General features: G+C 59.9%; 8 protein-coding genes. 3 read left to right on the top strand and 5 right to left on the bottom strand.

Features of this window, described 5'->3' with window-relative positions; all coding sequences use genetic code 11:
* Window positions 1-36: 36 nt before the first annotated feature.
* Window positions 37-18,042 carry an Ig-like domain-containing protein gene (locus EXW94_RS03745; RefSeq protein ID WP_174339517.1) on the bottom strand — a complete coding sequence of 6,002 codons (18,006 nt, stop codon included), beginning with the start codon at window positions 18,040-18,042 and terminating at the stop codon, window positions 37-39.
* 121 nt (window positions 18,043-18,163) lie between these two features.
* A complete protein-coding gene (locus tag EXW94_RS03740; protein ID WP_174339516.1) occupies window positions 18,164-19,501 on the bottom strand; it encodes a TolC family outer membrane protein in 1,338 nt (445 codons plus the stop codon).
* A 738-nt stretch (window positions 19,502-20,239) separates the two neighbouring features.
* On the opposite strand from EXW94_RS03740, the gene EXW94_RS03735 reads away from it, so the two are divergent.
* On the top strand, window positions 20,240-20,983 hold the full coding sequence (locus tag EXW94_RS03735) for a DeoR/GlpR family DNA-binding transcription regulator (protein WP_174339515.1): 744 nt from the start codon (window positions 20,240-20,242) through the stop codon (window positions 20,981-20,983).
* Window positions 20,984-20,996: 13 nt separating this feature from the next.
* Complete coding sequence (locus tag EXW94_RS03730) at window positions 20,997-22,064, top strand: oxidoreductase (RefSeq protein WP_174339514.1); 1,068 nt, start codon at window positions 20,997-20,999, stop codon at window positions 22,062-22,064.
* 95 nt (window positions 22,065-22,159) lie between these two features.
* Here EXW94_RS03730 and cybB read toward each other — a convergent pair whose 3' ends face one another.
* The gene (cybB, locus tag EXW94_RS03725; protein WP_174339513.1) at window positions 22,160-22,690 is read right to left on the bottom strand and encodes a cytochrome b561; all 531 of its coding nucleotides are present in this window, start codon (window positions 22,688-22,690) and stop codon (window positions 22,160-22,162) included.
* Between the two features lie 189 nt (window positions 22,691-22,879).
* Here cybB and gap point away from each other — a divergent pair, with 189 nt between their 5' ends.
* On the top strand, window positions 22,880-23,881 hold the full coding sequence (gene gap, locus EXW94_RS03720) for a type I glyceraldehyde-3-phosphate dehydrogenase (RefSeq protein WP_174339512.1): 1,002 nt from the start codon (window positions 22,880-22,882) through the stop codon (window positions 23,879-23,881).
* A 37-nt stretch (window positions 23,882-23,918) separates the two neighbouring features.
* On the opposite strand, the gene aldA is transcribed toward gap, so the two are convergent.
* Together aldA and EXW94_RS03710 are read right to left on the bottom strand one after the other, a co-directional pair.
* A complete protein-coding gene (gene aldA, locus EXW94_RS03715; RefSeq protein WP_174339511.1) occupies window positions 23,919-25,358 on the bottom strand; it encodes an aldehyde dehydrogenase in 1,440 nt (479 codons plus the stop codon).
* A 198-nt stretch (window positions 25,359-25,556) separates the two neighbouring features.
* Window positions 25,557-26,348, bottom strand: a complete 792-nt coding sequence (locus EXW94_RS03710; RefSeq protein ID WP_174339510.1) for a YdcF family protein — start codon at window positions 26,346-26,348, stop codon at window positions 25,557-25,559.
* Window positions 26,349-26,354 lie beyond the last annotated feature (6 nt).

The following is a 26,354-nucleotide window of genomic DNA, read 5'->3' as shown; positions in this document are numbered from 1 at the left end:
CAAAAAGCCGCGAGGATCGCTCCCCGCGGCGTTGTTTTACGCAATTAACAGCTGATGGTTCGCCAGCAGCGTCGCCAGATCCGTCTGCACGCCGTTCAGCGTCACCAGGGCGGTTGGCGAGAACTGGCCGCCCGTCCCGTCCAAGTCCACCTGGATCTCGGTGTTGCTGCCGTTCTGCACCACGCGGATGTAATCGCTGATATTGCCCGCGCTGCTGTCCAGCGTCGCCACGCCGTTCACGTAGCTCGCCGAACCCGTGCCGGTATAGCCGCTGCCGGAGAGCAGATCGCGCAGGTCGATACGATCCGTGTCCGCCGTCCCTTCCCAGGTGCCGACCGTAAAGCCGTTCACCACGTCGTGACCGTTACCGCCCGTCGCATCCGTCGCGTTGATCAGCTTGTAGAGCAACGTATCGTGACCGCCGCTGCCGATGTTGAAGGTGTCGTTCCCGCCGCGGCCTTCGAACTGGTTATCACCACTGTTGCCGGTAATGACGTCGTCGAAGTTCGAGCCGTTAATTCCCTCAATGTTGAGCAGTCGTGACGTCCCGAACCCGGTGTCCTGCGCGGTAGAGAGGCGCAGGTCAACGGTCACGCCGGAGGTCGCATTGCGGTAATCCACCACGTCCATCCCGCCGGTGTTGCTCCAGGTGTCGTAGTCGGAATGGGTATTCCAGCCGCCGGAGCCGTTATAGGTATAGGTGCCGTCCTCTGCGATAAAGGTGTCGTTATATCCGGTTCCGGTAAGGGTCCCGCTGTGGCCGCCGGTGGCTGCTTCGGCCGTCAGGACGTAACCCTCTTTACCGTTGCCCGCCTCCAGACCGCTCCAGGTGACGTTATCCGACACGCCGTTGGTAATCTTCAGGATCTCAGCCGAATAGGTTTCATTCGGATCCAGCCCGTAGAAGCTCACCAGCGCAGAGGTATCGTTCGAGCCAATACCAGACTGGGCGTTGATGATCTGCGACGCCACCAGTACGCCCGCGGCGTTGTACAGATTGACCGTGTTGCCGTAGTAGGCGTTGATGCCCTCGCTGTCGACAATGTGCAGGTGCATCGCGGTGCCGTCAGCAATGGTTTTGCTGTTTTGCACCAGCACCACCTTGCCGTTCTGCTGCGATACCAGCAGATCCTGCGCGCCGTCCCAGTTGTAGTCCACCGCCGCCACGCCGGTGACGTTCGCCAGGCCCGAAGCCAGCTGGCTTGAGGTCCAGGTAGAGCCGTAACCGTTGTTGGTGAACAGGGTCGCCGTCTGCGAGCCGCCGTAGGTGCTGAGCTTGATGATGTCCATCTGCCCGTCGCCGTTCCAGTCCACCGCCACCGACAGATACCCTGCCGTGGCGTTAGAGGCTTCCACCGCGCTCTTGGTGGCAGAGAGCTTTCCGGTACCGTCGTTGTAGTAGATCACACCGCCGTTGTTGTTGTAGCTGCTGCCCAGGTACAGATCCATGTAGCCATCGCCGTTGAAGTCCGCCCACGTCATGGATGCCGCCGTGGTGGTGTTCGCGGCGTTTCCTACAAACACGTTAGTCAGGTTTTGGCCGATGGTCAGCGTCCCGTTACCGTTGTTGTTAATCACGGTTAACGAGTTCCCGCCACTGCGGTTGGTGTGCTGAACCACATCCACGGTGCCGTCATTGTTAATATCGACGCCGGAGATCTCACGCATGGTGGTGAATTGTCCCCAGAATCCCGCGCCGCCGTAGGTACCGTCAGGCGAAAGTACCCCATTGTTATTGATCAGATAGGTGATGGAGTCAGCACCGGCATCGCCGTACGCCAGATCCAGATAGCCATCCCCGGTTTTATCGTAGGCAATGACGCCGCCGTACCAGATGGTGGTCCCCATCGCCAGCTGGCTGGCGTTATAGGTGCTGCCATCATAGGTCCACATCACCTGCGTAGAGCCAGCGTAGGTATTTTCCGTCGCGAAGATATCCTGCGTGCCGTTACGGTCGAAGTCAGCGGCGGTCTGGCTCACCACGTAGTAGCCGCGGGTGTTGGTCAGCGTATTTCCGGCATAGGTCGAGCTATCGCTGCTGGAGTAAGACTGACTGTTAGCAATGATATTCCACAGACCGCTGCTGTTCATGCCGAGGGTCATGGTGGAGTTGTTGCTGTTCCCTGCCGTGGTCGCCCAATCGGTATTCACCGAGGTGGTATCTATCACCAGGCTGCCTGTCGCCGTACCGGTGGTATTGCCGTTACCCGCACTGCTCTTTACCTGCGCCGTCACGCTGTAGCTCGATACGCTCAGCGCATCGCCGTCCGGGATCTGCAGATACCAGGTGTTGTGATCCGGGTCGACCACCACCGCGCCGCCGGTCTGGGAGGTGTAGGTTTTTCCGTTCACCGTTACTACCAGGTATTCACCGTTCACCAGGTCAGCGGAGATGGTACCGCTGACAATCGGCGTGGTGTCCGACGTGGTCTGCGCGGTAATCGCCGCCGTGGTGGTCGGGATGCTGGTATCAACGTTCAGCACAAACCCGTCCGACTCCGTGTAGTTACCGGCTTTGTCGGTGACGCGCAGGATGTAAATGTGGTTGCCGTCGCTCAGGCCATTGTCCTGGAAGGACCAGCTCGCGCTGCCGTTCATGGTTACCTGTCCGAGCAGGACCCCGTCACGATAGAGCTGCACAATTTCACCGTCGTCCGGGGCGCGGTTAAGCGTGCCGTTGATCAGCGGCGAGTTATCGTCCGTTGCCACCGCACTGCCAAAGGTCCCCTGACGCTCGCCTTCACCGTCGGTATAGCTCACTACCGTGCCTACGGTGGTTGGCGGCGTGGTGTCCACTGTCACCACCTGAGAGGCGGTGGAGCCGACGTTGCCCGCCTGGTCAATAATCCGCACCTGGTAGGTGTAGTCTCCGTCAGGCAGATCGCGAGTATCGGTGTAGCTCCAGCGCTGGTTGGTGACCGTGGTATCGAGCCAGGTATTGCCGCCGTCCAGGCTGATCTGTACGCGCTCGTCGCTTGCCAGCGCGCTGCCCAGCGAACCGTTGATGGTCAGCGTGGTGTCCATGGTGATGAAATCACTGCCGGACTGGCCGGTATCGTCGCTGATGCTGTCGATGGTGACGCCGTACTGCGGCGACTGGGTATCCACCGTCACCGCCTGCGCGGTGGTGGCCCCGACGTTCCCCGCCTGGTCAACGACCCGCACCTGATAGTTATGGCTGCCGTCGGTCAGGGTACGCGTGTCGCTGTAGCTCCACTGCATACCGCTTACGGTGGCGTAAACCCAGGTGCTGCCGCCGTCCATGCTCACCTGTACGAATTCACCCGCGCCGAGTTCTGCGCCGAGCGTTCCGTGCAGCGTGTACGAGGTCGAACTGGTCAGGAAGTCGTTATTGTCGAAGCCGGTATCCACGGTGATGTTATCCACGGTCACCGTAATCGCCGCATCCGGGGCGACCGTATCGACGGTCACCTGCTGATGGGCGCTGGCGCCTACGTTACCGGCGGCATCCACCACGCGAACGTAGTAGTCATAGGTCTGGTTACCCAGCGTGCGGCCGTCCACGTAGTACCAGCTGTTGCCGGTGACGATGACGTTCTGCCAGGTCACGCCGCCGTCGATGCTGATCTGCGCGTATTCCCCGTCGGCCAGCGTTGCGCCGAGCGAGCCGTGCAGCGTCAGCGAGGTATCGTTGGTGATAAAGTCGCTGCTGCTCAGGCCGGTATCGTCGCTGATGCTGTCGATGGCGATCGTTTTGCTGGCGTCAGGTGCAACCGTATCAATGGTCACCACCTGGCTGGCGGTGGCGCTGATATTGCCCGCATCGTCAATCACGCGCAGCTGGTAGTTGTAATCCCCGTCGGCCAGCGTGCGGCCATCAACATACGTCCAGCTCAGGCCGCTGACGCTGACGTCGATCCAGGTAACGCCACCGTCGAGGCTGATCTGCGCGTGGTCGCCGCTGCCGAGCGCCGCGCCGAGCGTCCCTTTCAGGCTGATCTGGTTGTCGCTGGTGATAAAATCGCTGCCGGACAGGCCAGTATCCTGGGTGATGGAATCAACCGTAATCGTCGTTGCTGCAGGCATGGTCAGGTCAATCACTACATCCTGGCTGTCCGTCGCCCCCACGTTGCCCGCGTTATCGATCACGCGCACCTGGTACTGGTAGGTACCGTCCGTCAGGGTGCGGCCATCGGTGTAGCGCCAGGTGGTGCCGGTCACGGTCAGGTCAATCCAGGTGGTGCCGCCGTCGAGGCTGATCTGCGCCTTCTCGTTATTACCCAGCTGCGCGGTCAGGGAGCCGTTGACCACAACGTGGCCGTCGTTGGTGATGAAATCACTCGCGCTCAGGCCGGTGTCGTTTTGCAGCGAATCAATCGTAATTCCCATCGACGGCGCGGTCAGATCGACGGTCACGGTGTGGTTATCACTGCCGCTGTTGCCGATGGTATTGCTGACCTGCGCGTTAATCACGTACGAACCGCCGTCTGCCAGCGCGGTCACGTCTGCGCTTCCGACCGTATAGCTCCAGGTGCCGTCATTCTGCACGGTCGCCGTATAGGTTTTACCGTTCAGCGTAATGGTCACCGTCTGGCCCGCCGGGGCGTCGGTGGTGCCGCTGACAGTCAGCGGCGTGCCGTGCTCGGCGGCGTTGACGATATCGTCCTGTGCAAAGGTGTTAATGGTGATGGTTGGGACATCGCCGTTCAGCGTCACGTCGTGCGTTGCGCTCCCCGGGTTGCCCGCCTTATCGCTCACCGTAGCCGTAATGGTGTAATCCCCGTCGCTCAGGCCGAGGAAATCACGGCCCGGCACGAAGACCGACCAGGATCCGTCCACCCCGACGGTCGCCTGATAGCTGTGCCCGTTGAAGGAAACGGTCACCGTCTGGCCCTGTTCCGCCGTGGTGGTACCGCTGATGGTCTGGCCCGCCAGCTGCTCCGCGTTGTTGACGATATCGTCATCCGCCACGGTGCTGATGGTCACGGTTGGCGCGACGATATCTACCGTTAAGGTGTGCGTGGTTTGACCGTTATTACCCGCTTTGTCGTTCACCGACGCGGTGACCGTCAGCGCGCCTTCGCTCAGGCTGGCAAGATCGGCGGCCGGAACGTTCAGCGTCCAGGTACCGTCGTTTGCCACGGTGGCCGTGTAGGTTTTGCCGCCCAGCGTCACGGTCACCGTCTGGCCCGCTTCCGCGCTGGAAGATCCGTGTACGGTGAGCGGCTGCTGCGCTTCCGCCGCGTTCAGAACGTCGTCGCCGGACAGCGTGGCAATGCTTACCACCGGCGCGGTGGTATCCACGCTGATGCCGTGCGTCGCCGACGCGCTGTTGCCCGCGCTGTCCTGCGCCGAAACGGCCACCTGATAGCTCGCACCGTCGGCCAGCGCGCCCACATCGGCGGCCGGAACGGTTGTGGTCCATGAGCCGTCGCTTTGAATGGTAGCCGTGTAGGTCTTGCCGTTCAGGGTCACGGTGACCTGGGTGCCGCTGGCGAACTGCGCGCTTGAGCCGTTAATCACCAGCGAGTTACCCGCTTCTGCCGCGTTGATCACGTCATCGCCGCTGAGGGTGTTGACGGTCAGCGCAACCGATGCGGTGTTCACCACCACATCGTGGGTCTGGGTGCTGCTGTTGCCCGCACTGTCGGTAATGGTCGCGCTGAGGGTCACGGTGCCGTCGGTCAGCGCGGAAATCACGCTCGCCGGCACGCCCACGCTCCAGCTGCCGCTGGCGTCAACGGTGGTGGTGTACTGGTTCGAACCGATGGTGATGACCAGCTTATCGCCGACGCTCGCGCCGGTTGCGGTGCCGCTGACGATCTGCGCCTGTCCGTGCTCCACGCTGTTAATGACGTTATCGCCCGCCACGACGTTAAAGCTGACGGTCGGCGGCGTGGTATCAAGCGTAATCGCTTTGCCCGCGCTGCCCGGGTTACCCGCGGCGTCACTCACGCTGACCTGTACGGTGTAGCCGTTATCAGCCAGTGCGGACAGGTCGGTGCCCGGCACATTCACGCTCCAGATACCGCCCTGCTGCACCTGCGCGGTATAGCTCTTCCCGCCCAGCGTCACGGTGACCGTCTGACCGACTTCCGCCGTGGTGGTGCCGGAAATGGCCACGCCCGCAGCCGCTTCGCTGCCGTTAATCACGTTATCGCCAGCGACCGTATCAATGCTCACGGTTGGCGCGGTGGCGTCTACGCTGTACTCGCGGCCCGCCGAGGCGCTGTTGCCGTTCACGTTGGTGACGCTCACCTGCACGCTGGCATCGCCGTCCTTCAGGCCTGCGAGATCGGCGGAAGGCACGGTGGCCGTCCAGTTACCGTCAGCGTCCACTTTCGCGGTGTATGTCTTGCCGCCGAAGGTGATGGTGACGGTCTGGTTTTCCTCCACGTTCGACGTGCTGCCGGACAGCACCAGATCCGTGCCTTTCTCCGCCGCGTTAATCACGTCGTCTGCAGCAATGGCGTCAATGCTGATAGCCACTGCGGAAAGATCGACCGTCACGTCATGGCTGATGGTCACCGGGTTGCCCGCCGCGCTCTGTCCTGCAACGGTCACGGTGACCGTGCCCGCAGCCAGGGCCCCGACGTCTGCCGCCGGGATCGCCGCGCTCCAGTTACCGTCTGCCAGCACGGAGGCCGCATAGGTTTTGCCATTGACGGTCACGGTGAGCGTGGTGCCTGCCGCCAGCCCGTCGCTGGAGCCGGTGACAATCAAATTCTGCCCGTGCTCGATGCTGTTGATCACATCGTCACCCGCGACGGTATCGACGCGCAGGCCCGGCAGGCTGGCGTCTATAACGATGTCGCGCTCGCCCGCGCCGGTGTTGCCGTGGCCGTTGGTGACGGTCGCCGACACGGTCAAATCGCCGTTGCCCAGCGCGGTCAGGACCGTTTCCGGCACGTTCACGGACCAGGTGAGATCGCTCTGCACCGTTGCGGTGTAGCTGTTGTCGCCGATAGTCACGGTTACCGTGTTGCCCGCTTCCGCGTTCGCCACTTTGCCGCTGATGGTCTGGCCTGCGGCCACTTCCGCCGCGTTGATAACGTTGTCGCCCGCCACGATGTTGATGGTGACGGTCGGCAGCGCGGTGTCGACCAGCAGGTTCGCCGTATTGCTGACGCTATTGCCCACGCCGTTGGTGGCGGTCGCATTCAGGGTGTAATTGGCCTGGCCGAGACCGGCCAGATCCGCTGCCGGAACGGTCAGGCTCCAGGTACCGTCCGACGCCGTCGCGGCCGCGTAGTTTTTACCGTTGAGGGTCACGGTCACAGCGGTGCCTTCCGCCAGGTTGGCGCTGGTGCCGCTGACGCTCAGATCCTGACCTTTCTCCACCGCGTTCAGCACGTTATCGCCGCTGATGGCGTTGAAGGCCACGGACGGCAGACCGGTATCGACAGTCACGCTGTGCGTGCCGCTACCGGTGTTGCCCGCCGCATCGGTCACTGACGCCGTGACGGTGACGGTGCCGTCGCTGAGCCCGGAAATGACGCTCGCTGGGACGCCCACGCTCCAGTTACCCGCCGCGTCCAGCACGGTGGTGTAGATCTGGCCGCCGATGGTGACGGTGACCTTATCGCCCACGGCCGCACCGGTGGCGGTGCCGCTGATGATGTGCGCCTGAGCGTGCTCAGCGATGTTAATCACGTCGTCGCCCGCCACGGTGTTGATGGTTACCGCAGGCACGGTCACGTCCACCGTCAGAGTGTGATCGGCCGACGCCGGGTTACCCGCTTTATCGCTGACGCTTGCGGTAATGATCACGCTGCCGTCGGTTAATCCAGCCAGATCCGCCGCCGGAACGTTCAGCGTCCAACTGCCGTCCGCGCCTGCGGTTGTGGTGTAGTCTTTGCCGTTCAGCGTTACGGTCACCGTCTGGCCCGCTTCGGCGGTGGTGGTGCCGGACACGGTCAGATCGGCCTGAACTTCGGCGGCATTCAGAATGTCGTCCGTCGCCAGGGTGTTGATGGTCACGGACGGCGCGGTTGCATCCACGCTGTACTCGCGGCCCGCCGAGGCGCTGTTGCCGTTCACGTTGGTGACGCTCACCTGCACGCTGGCGTCGCCGTCCTTCAGGCCAGCCAGATCCGCTGACGGCACGGTATAGGTCCAGTTGCCGCTGTCGTCTACTGTCGCGGTATAGATTTTGCCGTTCAGGCTGATGGTCACGGTTTGGCCGGCTTCCACGTTAGTGGTCGCACCGGACAGCACCAGATCCGCGCCCTTCTCCGCCGCGTTAATCACGTCGTCGGTGGCGATGGCATTGATGCTGATGGCAACGGTCGCCAGATCCACCGTCACATCGTGGCTGATGGTAATCGGGTTACCCGCTGAACTGTCGCCGGTAACGCTGATTTTGACGGTGCCTTCCGGCCACGCGCTCACGTCGGTGGACGGGATCGCCGCGCTCCAGGTGCCGTCCGCCAGCACCGTCGCCGCATAGTCTTTACCGTTGACGGTGACGGTCAGCGTCGTGCCCGGCGCCAGCCCGTCGCTGGAGCCGGTGACGATCAGATTCTGATTGTGCTCGATGCTGTTGACGACATTGTCGCCCGCCACGGTATCCACGCGCAGGCCCGGCAGGTTAGCGTCGATAGCGATATCGCGCTCGCCGGTGCCGGAATTGCCGTGGCCGTTGGTGACGGTCGCCGTCACGCTCAGGCTGCCGTTGCCCAGCGCGGTCAGCACGTCAGACGGCACGTTCACGGACCAGGTCAGATCGTTCTGCACCGTTGCGGTGTAGCTGTTGCCGCCAATGGTGACGGTGACGGTATTGCCCGCTTCGGCATTCGCCACGGTGCCGCTCAGGGCCTGACCTGCCGCCACTTCCGCCGCGTTGATGACGTTGTCGCCAGCCACGGTGTTAATGGTCACGGTCGGCAGCGCGGTGTCCACCAGCAGGTTCGCGGTATTGCTCACGGTGTTGCCCACGCCGTTGGTGGCGGTCGCGTTCAGGGTGTAGTTGGCCTGACCGAGGCCGGCCAGATCCGCTGCCGGAACCGTCAGGCTCCAGGTACCGTCTGCCGCGGTCGTGGCCGCGTAGTTTTTGCCGTTCAGGGTTACGGTCACCACGGTTCCTTCCGCGAGGTTGGCGCTGGTGCCGCTGACGTTCAGATCCTGACCTTTTTCAACCGCGTTCAGGACGTTGTCATCGCTGATGGCGTTGAAGTTGACCGATGGCAGGCCGGTGTCGACGGTCACGTCATGGCTGCCGGTGCCGGTATTGCCCGCCGCGTCGGTGACTGACGCCGTGACGGTCACGGTGCCATCGCTGAGGCCGGAAATCACGCTCGCCGGTACCCCCACGCTCCAGTTACCCGCCGCGTCCAGCACGGTGGTGTAAGTCTGGCCGCCGATGGTAATGGTGACCTTATCGCCCGCTGCCGCGCCGGTGGCGGTACCGCTGATGATGTGCGCCTGGCCGCGTTCTGCGATGTTAATGACATCATCGCCCGCCACGGTGTTGATGGTCACCGCAGGCGCGGTGATATCTACCGCCAGGTTGTGGTCCACGGACGCCGGGTTACCCGCTTTATCGCTAACCGATGCGGTGACGGTCACGCTGCCGTCGGTTAATCCAGCCAGATCCGCCGCCGGAACGTTCAGCGCCCAGCTGCCGTCTGCGCTGACGGTTGTGGTGTAGTCTTTGCCGTTAAGCGATACGGTCACCGTCTGGCCCGCTTCGGCGGTGCTGGTACCGGACACGGCCAGATCGCTCTTCGCTTCGGCGGCATTCAGAATGTCGTCGTTCGCCAGGGTATTGATGGTCACGGACGGTGCGGTCGCATCCACGCTGTACTCGCGGCCCGCCGAGGCGCTATTGCCGTTCACGTTGGTGACGCTCACCTGCACGCTGGCGTCGCCGTCTTTCAGGCCCGCCAGATCGGCCGCTGGCACCGTGGCGGTCCATTTACCGTCGGCATCGACCGTGGCGGTGTAATTCTTGCCGCCGAAGGTGATGGTGACGGTCTGATTTTCTTCCACGTTCGAAGTGGTGCCGGAGAGCACCAGATCCGCGCCCTTCTCGGCCGCGTTGATCACGTCGTCTGACGCAATCGCGTCAATGCTAATGGCGACGTTCGCCAGATCGACCGTCACATTGTGGCTGATGGAAACCGGGTTACCGGCGCTGCTCTGACCCGCAACGGTTACTGAAACCGTGCCCGCACTCAGTGCGCCAACGTCCGCCGCCGGGATCGCGGCGCTCCAGGTACCGTCTGCCAGCACGGTCGTCGGATAGGTTTTGCCGTTTACGGTCACGGTCAGCGCCGCGCCCGCCGCCAGCCCGTCGCTGGAGCCGGTGATAATCAGGTTCTGTCCGTGTTCGATGCTGTTGATCACGTCGTCACCCGCCACGGTATCCACGCGCAGGCCCGGCAGGTTGGCGTCTATAACAATTTCGCGCTCGCCCGTGCCGCTATTGCCCACGCCGTTGGTGACGCTGGCTGACACGGTTAAATCGCCGTTGCCCAGCGCGGTCAGAACGGATTCCGGCACGTTCACGGACCAGGTGAGATCGCTCTGCACCGTTGCGGTGTAGCTGTTACCGCCAATGGTCACGGTCACGGTGTTGCCCGCTTCGGCATTCACCACCTTACCGCTGATGGTCTGCCCGGCTGCCAGCTCCGCCGCGTTAATGATGTCGTCACCTGCAATGGTGTTGATAATCACGCCCGGCAGAACGGATTCCACGTTCACGGTGTGCGACGTGCTGGTGCTATTGCCGACGCTGTCCGTTGCCGATGCGGTAACGGTGTACAACGCTTCACCCAGTTGGCCCACCTGGTCCGCCGGAACGGTGGTGGTCCATTTCCCGTTGCTGTCGACCATCGCGCTGTACGCTTTGCCGTTCAGCATCACGGTCACCACCGCGCCTGTCGCCAGGCCGGAAGCCGTACCGGAGATCGTCAGATCCTGGGTTTTCTCGGTGCTGTTGAGCACATCGTCACCGGAAACAGTGTCAATGGTCAGCACCGGCGCGGTCAGGTTCACCTCCACGCCGTGCGTGGCGCTGTTGCTGTTGCCCGCTTTATCGGTCAGCGCCGCGGTAATGGTGTAATCCCCGGCGGCCAGCGCGGTGACGTCCGCCGCAGGCACGCCCACGCTCCAGTTGCCGGAGGCATCCAGGGTGGCGGTGTAGGATTTGCCATTGAGGGTTACGGTGACCACGTCGCCCGCCGCCGCGCCGGTTACGGCGCCCGTGACAATCAGAGCCTGCGCATGCTCGGCGCTGTTGATCACGTCGTCGTCGGAAACGGTGTTAATGGTCAGCTGCGGGACGGTGGTATCGACCAGCACGTCGCGATCCGCAGAGGCCGGGTTGCCCGCCTTATCAGACACGGCGGCGCTGATGGTGTAGTTGCCGTCGGTAATACCGCTCAGATCCGCGGACGGCACGGTCACGCTCCAGCTGCCGTTCGCCTGTACGGTGGTGGTGTAGTCCACGCCGTTCAGCGTTACGGTGACGGTCTGGCCCGCTTCGGCGTTGGTCACGCCGTTAACGACCAGATCCTGCTGCGCTTCGGCCGCATTGATGATGTTGTTGTCGCTGACAATTTCGATAGACACCGTGGGCGCGGTCGCGTCCACGCTGTACTCGCGGCCTGCCGACGCGCTGTTGCCGTTCACGTTGGTGACGCTCACCTGCACGCTGGCATCGCCGTCCTTCAGGCTGCCCAAATCGGCAGACGGTACGGTCGCCGTCCAGTTGCCGCTGGCATCCACCGTCGCGGTGTACGACTTGCCGCCGAAAGTGATGGTAACGGTCTGGTTTTCTTCCACATTGGTGGTCGAGCCGGACAGCACCAGGTCCGCGCCTTTCTCAGCCGCGTTGATTACGTCGTCCGAGGCTACTGGGTTAATACTGATAGCAACGGTCGCCAGATCCACCTTCACGTCGTGGCTGATGGAAACCGGATTGCCCGCCGCGCTCTGGCCTTCCACGGTCACGGTGACCGTGCCCGCATTCAGCGCGCTGACGTCTGCCGCCGGAATGGCCGCCGTCCAAGTACCGTCCGCCAGCACGGTTGCGGCGTAGGTTTTGCCGTTAACGGTCACCGTTAACACCGCGCCTGTTGCCAGGCCTTCGCTGGAGCCGGTAATAATCAGATTTTGCGCGTGCTCAATGCTGTTGATCACATCGTCGCCCGCCACGGTATCGACGCGCAGGCCCGGCAGGTTGGCGTCAATGGTGATGTCGCGCTCGCCGGTTCCGGTGTTGCCGTGGCCGTTGGTGACGCTGGCTGACACCGTCAGTTCGCCGTTACCGATGGCGGTTAACACCGTGGACGGCACGCTGACCGACCAGCTCAGATCGTCCTGAACGATGCCAGTGTACGTATTGCCGCCAATTGAAACAGTGACAGTGTCACCGCTCGCCGCGCCGCTCACTTTGCCGCTCAGGGTCTGCCCGGCAGCCACTTCCGCGGCGTTAATGACATCGTCCGTGGCGACAGGGTTGATGGTGACCTGCGGCAGCCCGCTGTCGACCAGCACGCTGTGCCCGGTGCTCGCGCTGTTGCCTGCGATGTCGGTTACGCTCGCCGTCACTGCATAGCTCGCTTCACCCAGCACAGAGACGTTTGCCGCCGGAACGGTGACGCTCCAGCTGCCGCTGGCGTCGGTGGTGGCCGTATAGCTGATACCGTTCAGGGTCACCGTAACGGTGGTTCCTTCCGGCTGGTTGCTGGTGCCGGACACCAGCAGATCCTGGCCTTTCTCGGTCGCGTTGATCACGTCGTCAACCGCCAGGGTATTGATGGCAACCACCGGCGCGGTCAGGGAGACGTCAAACTCGTGCGTGGCGGTAGTGCTGTTGCCGGCTTTATCGGTGAGGGTCGCGGAAATCGTCTGGTCGCCGTTTGCCAGCGCGCCCACGTCCGTCGCCGGAACGCCCACGCTCCAGCTGCCGGACGCATCCAGCATGGCGGTGTACTCTTTGCCGTTCAGGCTCAGGGTAATCACGTCGCCCGCCTGCGCGCCCGTCACCTTGCCGGAGACGATCAGCGCCTGGCCGTGCTCGGCAATATTCACGACGTCGTCGCCCGCAACGATGTTGAATGAAATCTGCGGTACGGTGGTGTCGACCAGCACCGAGGAGCCTGCGCTGGCCGGGTTGCCTGCCTTATCGGACACGGTCGCCGTTACCGCCGCGCTGCCGTCGGTGATGCCTGCCATATCCGCCGCCGGAACGTCGAGCGTCCAGCTGCCGTCCGCCTGCACCTGCGCGGTGTACTGATTGCCGTTGAAGGTCACGGTGACCGTCTGGCCTGCTTCGGCAGTAGAGGTGCCGCTCAGGGTCAGATCCTGTGCCGCCTCTGCCGCGTTCAGCATATTGTCATTGCTGATGGTGTTGATGGTCACCGTCGGCGCGGTGGTATCGACGCTGAATTCCTGCGCCGAAGACGCCGCGTTGCCGTTCACGTTGGTGACGCTGACCTGCACGCTGGCGTCGCCGTCTTTCAGGCCGCTCAAATCGGCAGCCGGTACGGTCCAGGTCCAGTCGCCGTTGGTATCCACCGTGGTGGTATAGGTTTTACCCGCGAAGGTGATGGTCACGGTCTGACCCGCTTCAACGTTGGACGTGGTGCCGGAAAGCACCAGGTCCTGGCCTTTTTCCGCCGCGTTGAGCACGTTATCGTCGGTCACGCTGCTGATGGTGATGGCGACAGGCGCGAGATCGACGTCCACGACGGTCCCGATAGCCACCGGGTTGCCGGAGGCATCCTGCGCGCTGGCGCTGATGGTGAGCGAACCATCCGCCCACAGGGACACATCGGCCGCCGGAACCGCCGCCTGCCAGGTGCCGTCCGCCAGTACCGTTGCCGAATAGGCTTTGCCGTTGATGGTAACGGTCACGGTACTGCCCGCCGCCAGGTCGGTGCTGGTGCCGGAGACAATCAGGTTCTGGGCGTGTTCAATGACGTTAATCACGTCGTCGCCCGCGACGGTGTCAATGCGCAGACCCGGCAGCTGGGCGTCGATGGTTACGTCCAGCGACGACGAGCCGGTATTGCCGTGCGCGTTGGTCACGCTGGCGGATACGGTGAGGTCGCCGTTGCCGAGCGCGGTAAGCTGGCTCTCGCTTAACGGCAGGCTCCAGGTCAGATCGTCCTGCACGGTAGCGGTGTATGTCTGGCCGCCAAGGATAATAGTGACAGTGTCACCTGACGCCGCGTTCGTCACCTTACCGGTCAGGGTTTGCCCTGCCGCCACTTCCGCGGCGTTAACGATATTGTCGCCCGCCAGGGTGTCGATCGTCACCACCGGCAGCGAGGTGTCCACCAGCACATCGTGTGAGGTTGAGGCGCTGTTGCCGACGTTATCCGTGACGCTCGCCGTCACGGTGTAATGGGCTTCTCCCAGCACGCTAACGGCCGAGGCCGGTACACTCACGCTCCAGTGACCGCTGGCGTCAGTAGTGGCGGTGTAATTGATGCCGTTCAGGTTAACGGTGACGCGCGTGCCTTCTGGCTGATTGCTGGTGCCGGAGAGCAGCAGATCTTCGCCCTTCTCGGTCGCGTTAATCACGTCGTCCGCCGCCAGCGTGCTGATGGCGATAACAGGCGTCACGGTATTCACCACCACATCCAGCGAACTGCTTCCGGTGTTGCCGGATCGGTCGGTCACGGAGACGTCGATGGTCCAGGTGCCGTCCGTCAGCCCCTGCACGACGGATGCGGGCAGGCCGAGGCTCCAGTTGCCCGATGCATCCACCACGGTGGTGTAATCCACGCTGTTAATGGTGACGGTCACCCGATCGCCCGCTGCCGCACCGGTGACGGAGCCGCTCAGGATCTGCGCCTGTGAATGGGCGAGCTGGTTAACGGTGTTGGTGTCGGTGACAAAGTCGTTAATGGTCACCTGCGGAACGGTGGCGTCTACCAGTCCCACGCGATCGGCGCTGCTGCTGTTGCCCGCCACGTCGCTCACGGTTGCGGTCACGGTAACGATGCCGTCCGTCAGGGCACTCACGTCAGCCGCAGGCACGCTCAGCTGCCACGTACCGTCCGCCTGAACCGTGGTCTGATACGTTTTGCCGTTCAGCGTCACGGTGACCGTCTGGCCCGCTTCCGCAGTGCTGGTACCGCTTAAGGCTAAATCCTGCTGCGCTTCAGCCGCATTGATGATGTTGTCGTCGGTCAGGTTATCGAGCGTAATGGCCGGTGGCTGCGTATCCACCGTCACCACGCGCGCGGCGTCCGCGCTGTTGCCGCTGACGTTAGTCACGCTGACGCTCACCTGCGCACGCCCGTCGATCAGGGTTTCCATGGCGCTGGCGGGTACGGTCAGGCTCCAGGAGCCGTCCTGCTGTACCTGTGCGGTAAAGGTCTGGTCAGCGAATTTCACCACCACGGTCTGCCCCGCTTCCACGCCCTGCGTCTGGCCGGAAAGGGTTAAGTCCGCGCCTTTTTCCGCCGCGTTCAGCAGGTCGTCGCCGGAGACGGTATCAATGGTGACCGCCACGGCGTTCAGATCGAGTTCAATCGGGTGTTCAGCCGCAACGGTATTGCCCCAGGCATCTTCAGCGCTGACGCTAACCGTCATGCCGCCCGCCGTCCAGGCCTGCAGGTCCGCCGCCGGAACGCCGATCTGCCAGTTGCCGCTGGCGTTAACCGCGGTGACGTACTCAACGTTGTTAATGGTGACGACAATCTGCGTCCCCGCGGCCAGATGGGTACTGGAGCCGGTGACGCTCAGATCCTGCTGCTGTTCAATGGCGTTGATCACGTCATCGCCGGAAATGGTGTTCACGCGCAGGCCCGGCAGCTCCGCGTTGATATTGATATCACGCTCGCCGGTGCCGGTATTGCCGTGCGCGTTGGTGACGGAGGCGCTGAAGGTCAAATCGCCGTCGCCGAACGCCTGAAGATCCGCTGACGGGATTTTCACGCTCCAGGTCAGATCGCTGCCAACCGTTGCGGTGTAGCTCTTGCCGCCGACGGTGACAGAGACGGTATCGCCCGCCGCCGCGCCGGTAACGCGTCCGCTGAGGGTTTGATCGACGCCCGCTTCGGCGTTATTGACCAGGTTGTCGCCCGCAAACGTATTGATAATGACCTGCGGAAGGACGGTATCCACCAGCAGATTCGCTTCGGCAGAACCGCTGTTACCCACGCTATCGGTGCCGCTGACGCTGACGGTATAAAGGGTGTTCGCCAGATTCAGCACGTCAGAAACCGGCACCTGAACCGTCCAGATACCGTTTTCAACCGTGGCCTGATAGTTAACGTTGTTTAACGTGACGGTGATGGCGCTGCCGTTCGGCAGGTTGCTGGTGCCGCTCAGGCTCAGGGGCTGCATGGCCTCCTGCGCGTTCAGGACGTTATCCTGGCTGATGGCGTCAATCGTGAATTCCGGCGGGTTGCCGCTCAGCGTCACGCCGTGCGTCGCGCTGCCGGTGTTGCCCGCGGCATCAGTGACGGAGACCGAAATCGTGTGGCTGCCCTCACCGAGCGCGCCGATGACGGAGGCAGGCACGCCGACGCTCCAGCTGCCGTCGGCAAGCACCACACCGGTGAAGGTCTGTCCGCCAACGGTCACGGTCACCACGTCGCCTGCCGCCGCGCCGCTCGCCTTCCCGGAAACGATCTGCGCCTGGCCCTGCTCGCTGGTGTTCAGAATGTCGTCACCCGCGACGGTGTTGATCGTCACAACGGGAGCGGCGGTATCAACCGTAAAATCGGCGGTGGTAGAAGAACCGTTACCCGCTTTGTCGCTGACGTTGACCGTGAGGGTGTGCCCGCCGTTAGCCATCGCCTGTACTTCACCGGCAGGAAGCGTGACGGACCAGGTGCCGTCACTGCCCACGGTCGCCGTGTGATTTTTACCGTTCAGCGTGACCGTCACAATCTGGCCCGCTTCCGCATCGGTTTTACCGCTAATCGTCAGCGGCTGATTATGTTCAGCGGCGTTAATGATATTGTCCTGCGCGATTGCATTCACGGAAAGCGCAGGCGCAACGGTATCGACGCCAATCGTCTGACTGCCGCTCACGATATTGCCCGCCGCGTCTTTGCCGCTCACATTGACCGTCCAGGTGCCGTCGCCCAGCGCCTGCGCGTCTGCGGCAGGCACCTTCACGCTCCACGCGCCGTTTGCCCCCACTTCTGCGGAATAGGTTTTTCCGTTCAGCGTCACGGTGAGTTCGGTTCCCTGCGCCAGGTTTTTGCTGGCCCCGGAAAGCGTGAAGCCCGCGGACTGTTCGCTGGCGTTGATCACGTTATCGCCCGCCGTGGTGGCGAGCGTCACGGCGGCCTCGGCCGTTGAGACGGTTACGGTGATGCTGCCCGCAGAGGTGGTTTTGCTGCCGTCGATCTGTACGACCGACCAGGTGTGCTCCCCGTCAGTCTGTGTCGGGAGTTTTACCGTCCAGGTGCCGTCCTTCGCGACCATGGCGCTGGCAATGGTGCTGCCGCCGCTGTCTTTAATCTGAATGGTCGCGCCCGGCTGCCCGGTACCGCTGAAGGTTGGGGTGTTGTCGTCCGTGATCTCTTTTGCACTCAGCACGCCCTGCTTGTCACCCGCGTTATCCGTCAGCAAAAAGGTCGGCGTGGCGCTCTCAACCTCTTTGGTATTATCAATAACTTTCGTTTTTGTTTCGCCGTCACCGCCGTGAGCCAGCAGCGCCCCAATGGCACCGCCGCCTAACGCCGCGCCCGCAATCCAGCCCCACGGCGCATCGCTTAATACGCTTTCCTGCTCCAGGAAAGGCTCAATGCTGCTAATGGGTGCGGCCTGCGCGGTTAATTCCGTCGCGGCCATGCCTGACGCTTCCCCGGCATCGGCAAAAGAAATATGAGTCAGTTCCTGATTATCGTTGAACACCAGCTCTGACTGATTATGCGTTTCTGGATCTTCGACAAAATAGTTATTGCAGCGGATCACGCTGCCATCTTTCATATAAATCAGGAGATCTTTCCCCTGGCGGACATAACGCACCACGTCCTGAGCAGAACCCTGGATTTCAATCACGCTCGGCGATGAAATGGATACCGACAGATTTCCTTCTCCGGTTAATTTCGTTTTCTCCGCCGTTTTGCGAATGATGACATCAACAACTTTTACGTTACTCATATTCTTCTCCTTGCAGGTGTACGGATTCCTGTGGATATGTCCACCAGACGGATGTAGCTATCCCTGGGAAAAAACACCCATTATTGTCAGACTTATTTCGCGCAGAAAGACGCGTCTTTTTTTAACTCAAATCGGGTAATTTTGCGGCAGCGTTTTTCTCTATTCCGATAAGCGGCATCAAATTATCCACCGCAGAAGCGTAGTTAATCGCCGAACTCCAGCCGTCATATTCAGCCATTATTTTTGCGGAGGTGGCGGCCCAGACATCCTGTTCAACGCTGAGCAAATCGTTAATGCTCCGCTTGCTCAGGGTATATTCATTTTTATAGACATCGCGGGCGCGCAGGGCATTTTCCAGCTGCTGTTTTCCGGCCTCCATTCTTCCCCGGGCACCGGTCCAGTCAGCCTGCGCGACGGAGGCTTTTTGCAGGACATCAAAGCGCGCCTGGTCGACCTGAGAGGAGGCCATAGCACGCGCCCCTTCAGCCTGACGCACGCGTGCGGAAACCGCGCCGCCCTGATAAAGCGGTGCGTCTATATTGAGCTGGATTTGGTCGTCCCAGTAAGAACGGTTGTCCGACTCATAGCGCGTACGTCCTCCCTTCAGGCTCAGGGTTGGCCAGTGCTGCGATTTTGCTGTTTCAACGCCATACTGGGCCGAGCGCTCCATGTTCTGCGCGGCCAACACCGTCGGTATCAACGAATAATCAATGCGGTTGAGGGAATCCGGCTCAACCGCAAGGTTCGCAGGGACAGGCGAATAGGTCTCAGCCTGCAGACCTGTGAGCACCGCGAGCCTTGCGCGGGCGCTGTTTAAGGCGGCGTTATACTGCGCCACGGTCGCCTGCATACCGGCAATGCGCGTGCGGGTCTGGAGTTCATCGGAGGTGGAACTCACGCCTGCATCCGCGCGCAGTTTCGCCAACTGCTCAACGTTTTTGAGCGCCTGAACGTTGTCTTTGGCAGCCTGTAAGAGATCGGAATAGCGTTTAACCTCCACGTAGCCGAGCGCCGTCTTTTCCGCCACGTCAGAGAGCGTGCTCATCAGCTGGTAACGGTAGCTATCGCGCTGGGCTGAGGACTGGCTGATGCTGTTATTCGTCTTACCAAAATCGTACAACAGCTGCGTCAGGCTCACCCCCCAGGCAGCAGAATTCTTCAGCGATCCGCTTGAGTCGGTGGTCTGGCTATGCCCCGTACTGCCGTTCAGCGATATTTGCGGCATCCAGCCGCTGCGTGCCTCATCTATTTGTGCCTGACCAATACCTAATTGTGCGGCCTGCTGGCTAATAGACGGATCGCGATCGATAGCAAATAAAATGCTTTCTTTTAAGGTTATCGCCGCAACCGGGGCCATCTGCATGTGGCCACTATTGGCGTATGCCATATTCATTGCGAGCGAAATTAATACGATTGTCGGTGTAAATTTGAGTGAAACGTTCTTTGGCAATACCGTCATTTTTATCTCCCTGACTCTGAGTGATACTTAAGCAATTACCCAAAAGGAGGTATAGATAATTAGACAAATATCTTCTTTAACTTCCCCACTGAATTTCAGGCAAAACTCCCCCGCATCCATTTCCATTGGAGATGAGATTGTTTCTTCTTATTTCGCATAAGAATTTACTTATTTATTTACTGGTCTGGAGCATAACAAAATGCGTTATAGGCAACTACACCCTCAATGTTAATGTGGTGTTACAAATAAGAAAAAACATGCAGGTTCTGGACAAAACACGAAAAGTGGCCTTTCAAATGAAACATAAAAACCCACTGTTATTTAAAGAAAATTCCTAATTTCGTTTGTGTACATTTTTGCGTTAATTTCCTTATGACTCAGACACAAAGATTTTCAAAGAAGTGTCAATTTAGGTAATCAGGCGAGCTTATTAAATATTAAAACCCACATATAAAGTTATTATCAAAATAAAACACTGATCAATTTTATATAAACGGAATTTAATGCCAGTTAATGGTTATACATTGGTTACATCATCCAAACTGATAAATAAAACATACCGATAACATCGTAGTCACCATTCCATACGGCTTCATTATATTCGCTTAATAAAATCTCAATAGTTACGCATATAAACTATCAGGTTTTCTTCCTGTTTTCGACTAAACGTTCTCTTCCCTCCGCTCAGAAATGCTGTATTATGCGATTTATTGCTACATTTTGCAGGATTGTCCCGTCATGCATAAAACTGCCCGTCAGAAGTACGTGCTCGAGCTCATCATTGAGCAAGGCCAGGCCAGCATTACCGAGCTTGCTGAGAAACTGCAGGTTTCCGCAGATACCATCCGTCGCGACCTGACCGACCTGGAAAAACAGGGCCTGGCACAAAAGAACCACGGCGGTGCGATTGCGCTCGATCTCTCCGGCATGAATCGCCAGGGCAGAAATACTTTACTGCCTGAAACAAAACAGCGGCTCGGTAAAGCGGTGGCGCAGCGCGTGCCGACCGGTTCCACGCTGTTTCTCGATGCCGGGAGCACGGTGATGGCCGTCGCCACTTTCCTTCAGGGCCCCCTGAAAGTGATCACCACCTCGCTGGATATCGCCCAACATTTCAGTGACCGGGACGATATCGAGCTGATCCTGCTCGGCGGACAGTGGGACCAGAAGCAGCGCCTGTTCGCCGGAAGCGCCACCCTGTCCCTGCTGTCCCGCTATCGCGCGGATATCGCCATTCTCGGGGCGTGTGCCATCCACGCGCAGCTTGGCTTAAGCGCGAGCAAAGAAGCGGATGCGGACGTTAAGCGGGCGATGCTCGCGGCAAGCCATGAGCACTGGATCGTCGTGGACCATATGAAATTAAACCACTGTGAACCCTGGCTGGTCGCCGGGGTAAGCGAAATTCATCAACTGTTTTTAGACAGGCCCTGGGCTGAACTTGGGGATACCGGCGCATTGCAGGTCACGGTTTGCGCGGAATAACGTGGAGAAGGTCATGAATAAAGCTAAGACAATTAATATTGCGCTGATCGGGTACGGATTTGTGGGTAAGACGTTCCATGCCCCGCTGATCCAGTCCATCGAAGGGTTAACGCTGGCGGTCGTCTCTTCCCGTGATGAAGAGAAAGTGAAACGCGATCTGCCGGACGTACTGGTGGTCGCTACCCCGGAAGAAGCCATTCAACACCCGGATGTCGATCTGGTGGTGATTGCCTCCCCAAATGCCACCCACGCGCCGCTGGCAGCGCTTGCCCTCAACGCTGGCAAGCACGTGGTGGTGGATAAGCCATTCACTCTCGACATGCAGGAAGCCCGCGAGCTCATTGCCCTGGCGGATGAGAAACAGCGTCTGCTCTCCGTCTTCCACAACCGCCGCTGGGACAGCGATTTCCTCGGCATCAAGCAGGTGATTGAGGAAGGCCGCCTCGGCAAGGTGAAACTGTTTGAGTCACACATTGACCGCTTCCGCCCGGAAGTGCGCGTGCGCTGGAGAGAGCAAAACGTTCCGGGCAGTGGCCTGTGGTTTGACCTTGGACCGCATCTGATCGACCAGACGCTGCAGCTTTTCGGGCTGCCACAGTCGGTTCAGGGCAATATCGCCACCCTGCGCGACGGTGCTGAAATTAACGACTGGGCGCACGTGGTCCTGAATTACCCTGAACATAAGGTGATTCTGCACGCCAGCATGCTGGTGGCGGGCGGTACGTCACGCTTTACCGTTCACGGCGATAAAGCCAGCGTGGTGAAGGCACGCATCGATCAGCAGGAAGCACAGCTGCTGGAGGGTGTTATTCCCGGCAGCGAAAGCTGGGGCGAAGACAGCGACGATATGGTGCTGTTTGATGCCGCCGGAGACGCGACGCGCCTGAAAACGCCGAAAGGCGATCAGCGTCAGTATTACATTAACGTGCGTGATGCGCTGACGGGCACAATCGGGAACCCGGTTCATCCGGTTGAAGCGCTGGCGGTGATGGCGGTGCTGGAAGCGGCGGTGAGGTCATCTGAAACAGGGACAACCCAGATGCTGGAATTGACAGCTGAAGAGCGTGCTCTGCTGCGTTAAAAAACAAGCCGGGTGGCGCGCTGCGCTTACCCGGCCTACGATACAGCGCTGTTTGTAGGCCCGTGCAAGCGTAGCGCCGCCGGGCAATAAGCTGGCTACAGGCGTTTTTTAGGCATGATGCGCAGCAGCGTATTATCTTTCCAGAAATAGTGATGCATCAGCGCCGCCGCCGCGTGCAGGCCAATCACGAAATACCCCAGATTGGCCAGCGTGACGTGCCACTCTTTCAGAACATCCACCAGGTCAAAATTCCCTTCCGCCGCATGCGGCATCGTCATGCCAAAGGCGAACCAGTCATTCCCGCGGTTATACATCATCACGATACCGATCACCGGCAACGCAATGAACAGCAGGTAAACGATCAGATGCCCCAGATGCGACATGCCGGTGATCATCGGTTTCGGCTTAGGCTGAATGGGCGGCGCCGGGTATTTAAGACGAATAAGCAGGCGCGCCACCATCAGCACGAGAATGGCGATCCCGCAGGAGACGTGAATCATGTTAATCAGTGGGCGATCGGTACGCGGAAAAAAGCCCCTGAATTCCATGGCACAGTAAGCCACGATAACTAACAGAAACACCAGCCAGTGAATACCGATTTGCAGGCCTGTATATTTAGTGCGCATGTGATTTCCTGATGAATGACAAATACAGCGCCAACATAATCCGCTTTCCTTAAAAATTCATTAAGTTTTCTGTATGGATTTTCAAATACTTCCCCGCGCATGAAGCATCTTCAATTGCCGCCCTGCCCGTCATGGTCTAAGCCTGGATGAGTTCAAACTGTCGCATCGACACGTTTACAGGAGAACACCATGAGTAAAATTGGCATTAACGGATTTGGACGCATCGGACGCCTTGTACTTCGTCGCCTTCTTGAAACCCAGGACAGCAACACCGTCGTCGCCATCAACGACCTCACCTCGCCCAAAGTGCTGGCCTATCTGCTGAGGCATGACTCAAACTACGGTGGCTTCCCGTGGAGCGTGGATTTCACCGAAGACGCGCTGATTGTGGATGGCAAAACGATCGCGGTTTACGCCGAAAAAGAGGCCAAACATATTCCGTGGAAAACCGCGGGCGTAGATATCGTCGTTGAATGCACCGGTTTTTATACCTCTGAAGAGAAATCCAGAGCGCATCTGGATGCGGGTGCCAAAAAGGTGCTGATCTCCGCGCCTGCAGGTGAGATGAAAACCATTGTGTTTAACGTGAACGACGACACCATTGACGCCGGTGACACCATCATCTCCGTCGCCTCCTGCACTACCAACTGCCTCGCCCCGCTGGCAAAAGCCCTGCACGACGCCTTTGAAATAAAAGTCGGTACCATGACCACCATTCACGCCTATACCGGTACGCAGGCGCTGGTGGATGGCCCACGCGGGAAAGATCTTCGTGCCTCGCGCGCGGCAGCAGAGAACATCATTCCCCATACCACGGGCGCCGCGAAAGCCATTGGCCTGGTGATCCCGGCACTCAGCAGCAAGCTGAAAGGCCACGCCCAGCGCGTGCCGGTGAAAACCGGTTCGGTGACCGAGCTGGTGGCGATTCTGGGTAAAAAGGTGACGGTTGAGGAGATCAATGCCGCGTTGAAAAAAGCGACTCAGGGCAATAAATCCTTCGGCTATACCGACGAAGAGATTGTGTCGTCGGATGTGATCGGCTCGCACTATGGTTCGGTGTTTGACGCCACGCAGACGGAGGTCAGCGAGGCTGGCGATCTGCAGCTGGTAAAAGCGGTGGCCTGGTATGACAACGAGTATGGCTTCGTGACGCAGCTGGTGCGTACGCTGGATAAATACGCCTCGCTGTAACCTAAAATCCCCTCTCGCCGGAGAGGGGATGTTCAGATTAAGACTGCAGGTAGACCACCTGCGTTTGCAGATATTCATTCAGACCATGCTTACCGTCGGCCCCGCCAATCCCTGACTTGCGCCAGCCCGCGTGGAAGCCCTGCATCGCTTCAAAGTTCTCGCGGTTGATATAGGTTTCGCCAAATTTGAGCCCCTTGATGGCCTTCATGGCAACATTCAAATCCTGCGTATAAATAGAAGAGGTCAACCCGTAGTAGCTGTCGTTAGCCATCTTCAGCGCCTCTTCCAGCGTGTCAAACGCCACGACGGGCAGCACCGGACCAAAGGTCTCTTCATGCATGATGGCCATCTCCTGACGCACGTCCAGCAGCAGGGTTGGTGGATAGTAATATCCTTTGCCTTCAACCGCTTTACCGCCGAGCGCGACTCGCGCCCCTTCCTGTACCGCTCGCGCCACCTTCTGCTCCACGCGCTCAAGCGCGGCGGCATTAATCAACGGCCCCATCGCAATATCAGTACGCTCTGCGGGATTACCAAACTGCACGGCCTTCATCGCCTCGCCCAGACGGTTGACGAAACGGTCGTAAATGCCTTTTTGCACGTAGACGCGTTCCGCGCAGTTACAGACCTGCCCGGTGTTGATCACGCGGGAATCCACTATTGCTTTCACCGCCAGCTCCAGATCCGCATCGTCCATCACGATAGCGGGCGCTTTGCCGCCCAGCTCCAGCGCCACTTTGGTGATGTTTTTCGCCGCGGCGGCCATGATCTTTTCACCCGCCCCCACGCTGCCGGTCATGCTAACCATCGCCACCTTCGGGTTGCCCGCCAGCTCCTGGCCCACGGTTTCACCGCGTCCCAGCACCAGGTTGAAGACCCCTTTAGGCAGACCGATTTCATCAACAATTTTGGCGAACGCGATGGCGTTATTCGGCGTGAACTCGCTGGGTTTGATCACGATGGTATTGCCGGTAATCAGTGCCGGAGCGAGCTTGCGGGCAATCAGGAAGAACGGAAAGTTCCACGGCAAGATCCCGGTGGTCACACCCAGGGCGCGTTTAAAGACCAGGATATTTTCCCCCGGACGGTCGCTCTGGACGATTTCGCCTTCGTAGCGGCGCGCCCATTCGGCCATATAGTCGATGTAGTCTGCGGTAAAGTCCACTTCAACTTCTGCCAGCTGCTGGATTTTGCCGCCCTCGGCGACAATCAGCGCGCTGATTTCACTGACGCGCTCGCGGATACCCGCAGAGATTTTACGCAGCCAGCCGGCGCGTTCGATGGCGGGTAACGCTTCCCAGTCAGGCTGGGCACGCTCTGCGGCGTCGATGGCTTTGCGCGCATCTTCAGCACGACCATCGGGAATACGGGAAATGACCTCTTCTGTGGCCGGGTTGATCACATCAATCCAGGCATCACCCTGCCAGGCAACAAACTGTCCATCAATATACATAGGATGTTGTACGGGTACCGTCATGACCTGCTCCTGTAATTACACTGTTTTTGACAAGTAAATGCATTGTTAAAAACTATAATTCCAGGGACGATTTCCTATCCTATGAGGCTGTTTTTGTGAGATATCTCAAAAAAGAAACGGGTCAGCCAATTTATACAATCACAAATCGGCAACATTAAATGCCCGTTTGCGTAAAACCTGGCGCAAACGGGCAGAGGGCTACAGCAGAGAACGGCTGACCAGCGCGTCGGTGAGGATGGCGTCATTACGCAGAAGGGTCCACGCGTTCTCCACCTCGTCAGGAATGTCCACGTGCGCAATGAAGTCACGCCCCGCCGGGCCGTAGCCGTTAATGTCGTCCCGCAGGCGCGGCAGTTCCCCCAGCACCAGCGACAGATAGCGCTCCACCGGCCAGAGCCCTTCGCTAGCACCGCTAAACGCCAGGCCGTCTTCACTGTTTTGCAGCACTGGCGTCACGCCGGGATGGCTAATCCACTCCGGCGAAACGGCCTCGTCCCGGCAAACGCGAGCAAAGGTCGCCATCGTGCGGCGCTGCATAGTCGGGTCCTGTACCACGAGGACGCGCCCGGCGTTCAGACCCTTTTGCTTCATCATGTGCCAGCTAAAGCGGGCGTTCTCGCCGCAGTTCGTTGACTGATCGTCTATCAGGATTTTGTCTGCCGGAATATTCCAGAACTCACGTGCGATATCGGCGAGGATTGCCGCCTCGGCCCGTCCGGTGGTGGGAAGGGTGTTATAACGCGGATGTTTCGCCACCGCGGCATACAGGAAGGTGGTTGAGTGCCCGATACCGCCGCTGATCAGCAGAGGGATGGCCTGTTCGGCCGCTATCTTACAGGCGGCATCGATTGTAGGGATGACCGCATTCCCTGCCAGGATCACGGCATCAAGAGGCTGACTGCGGCTATCGTCCTGCGCAAGCCACGAGCCGACGGTGTTGACGGCATTAAGCGTCGAACCGGGTAGAGAAGGAAAAAGTGCCAGTGTCATCGTTAC

Source organism: Enterobacter sp. JMULE2, assembly GCF_013337145.1.
Taxonomy (GTDB): Bacteria; Pseudomonadota; Gammaproteobacteria; order Enterobacterales; family Enterobacteriaceae; genus Enterobacter; species Enterobacter mori.
This window is presented reverse-complemented; position numbering and strand designations above follow the sequence as displayed.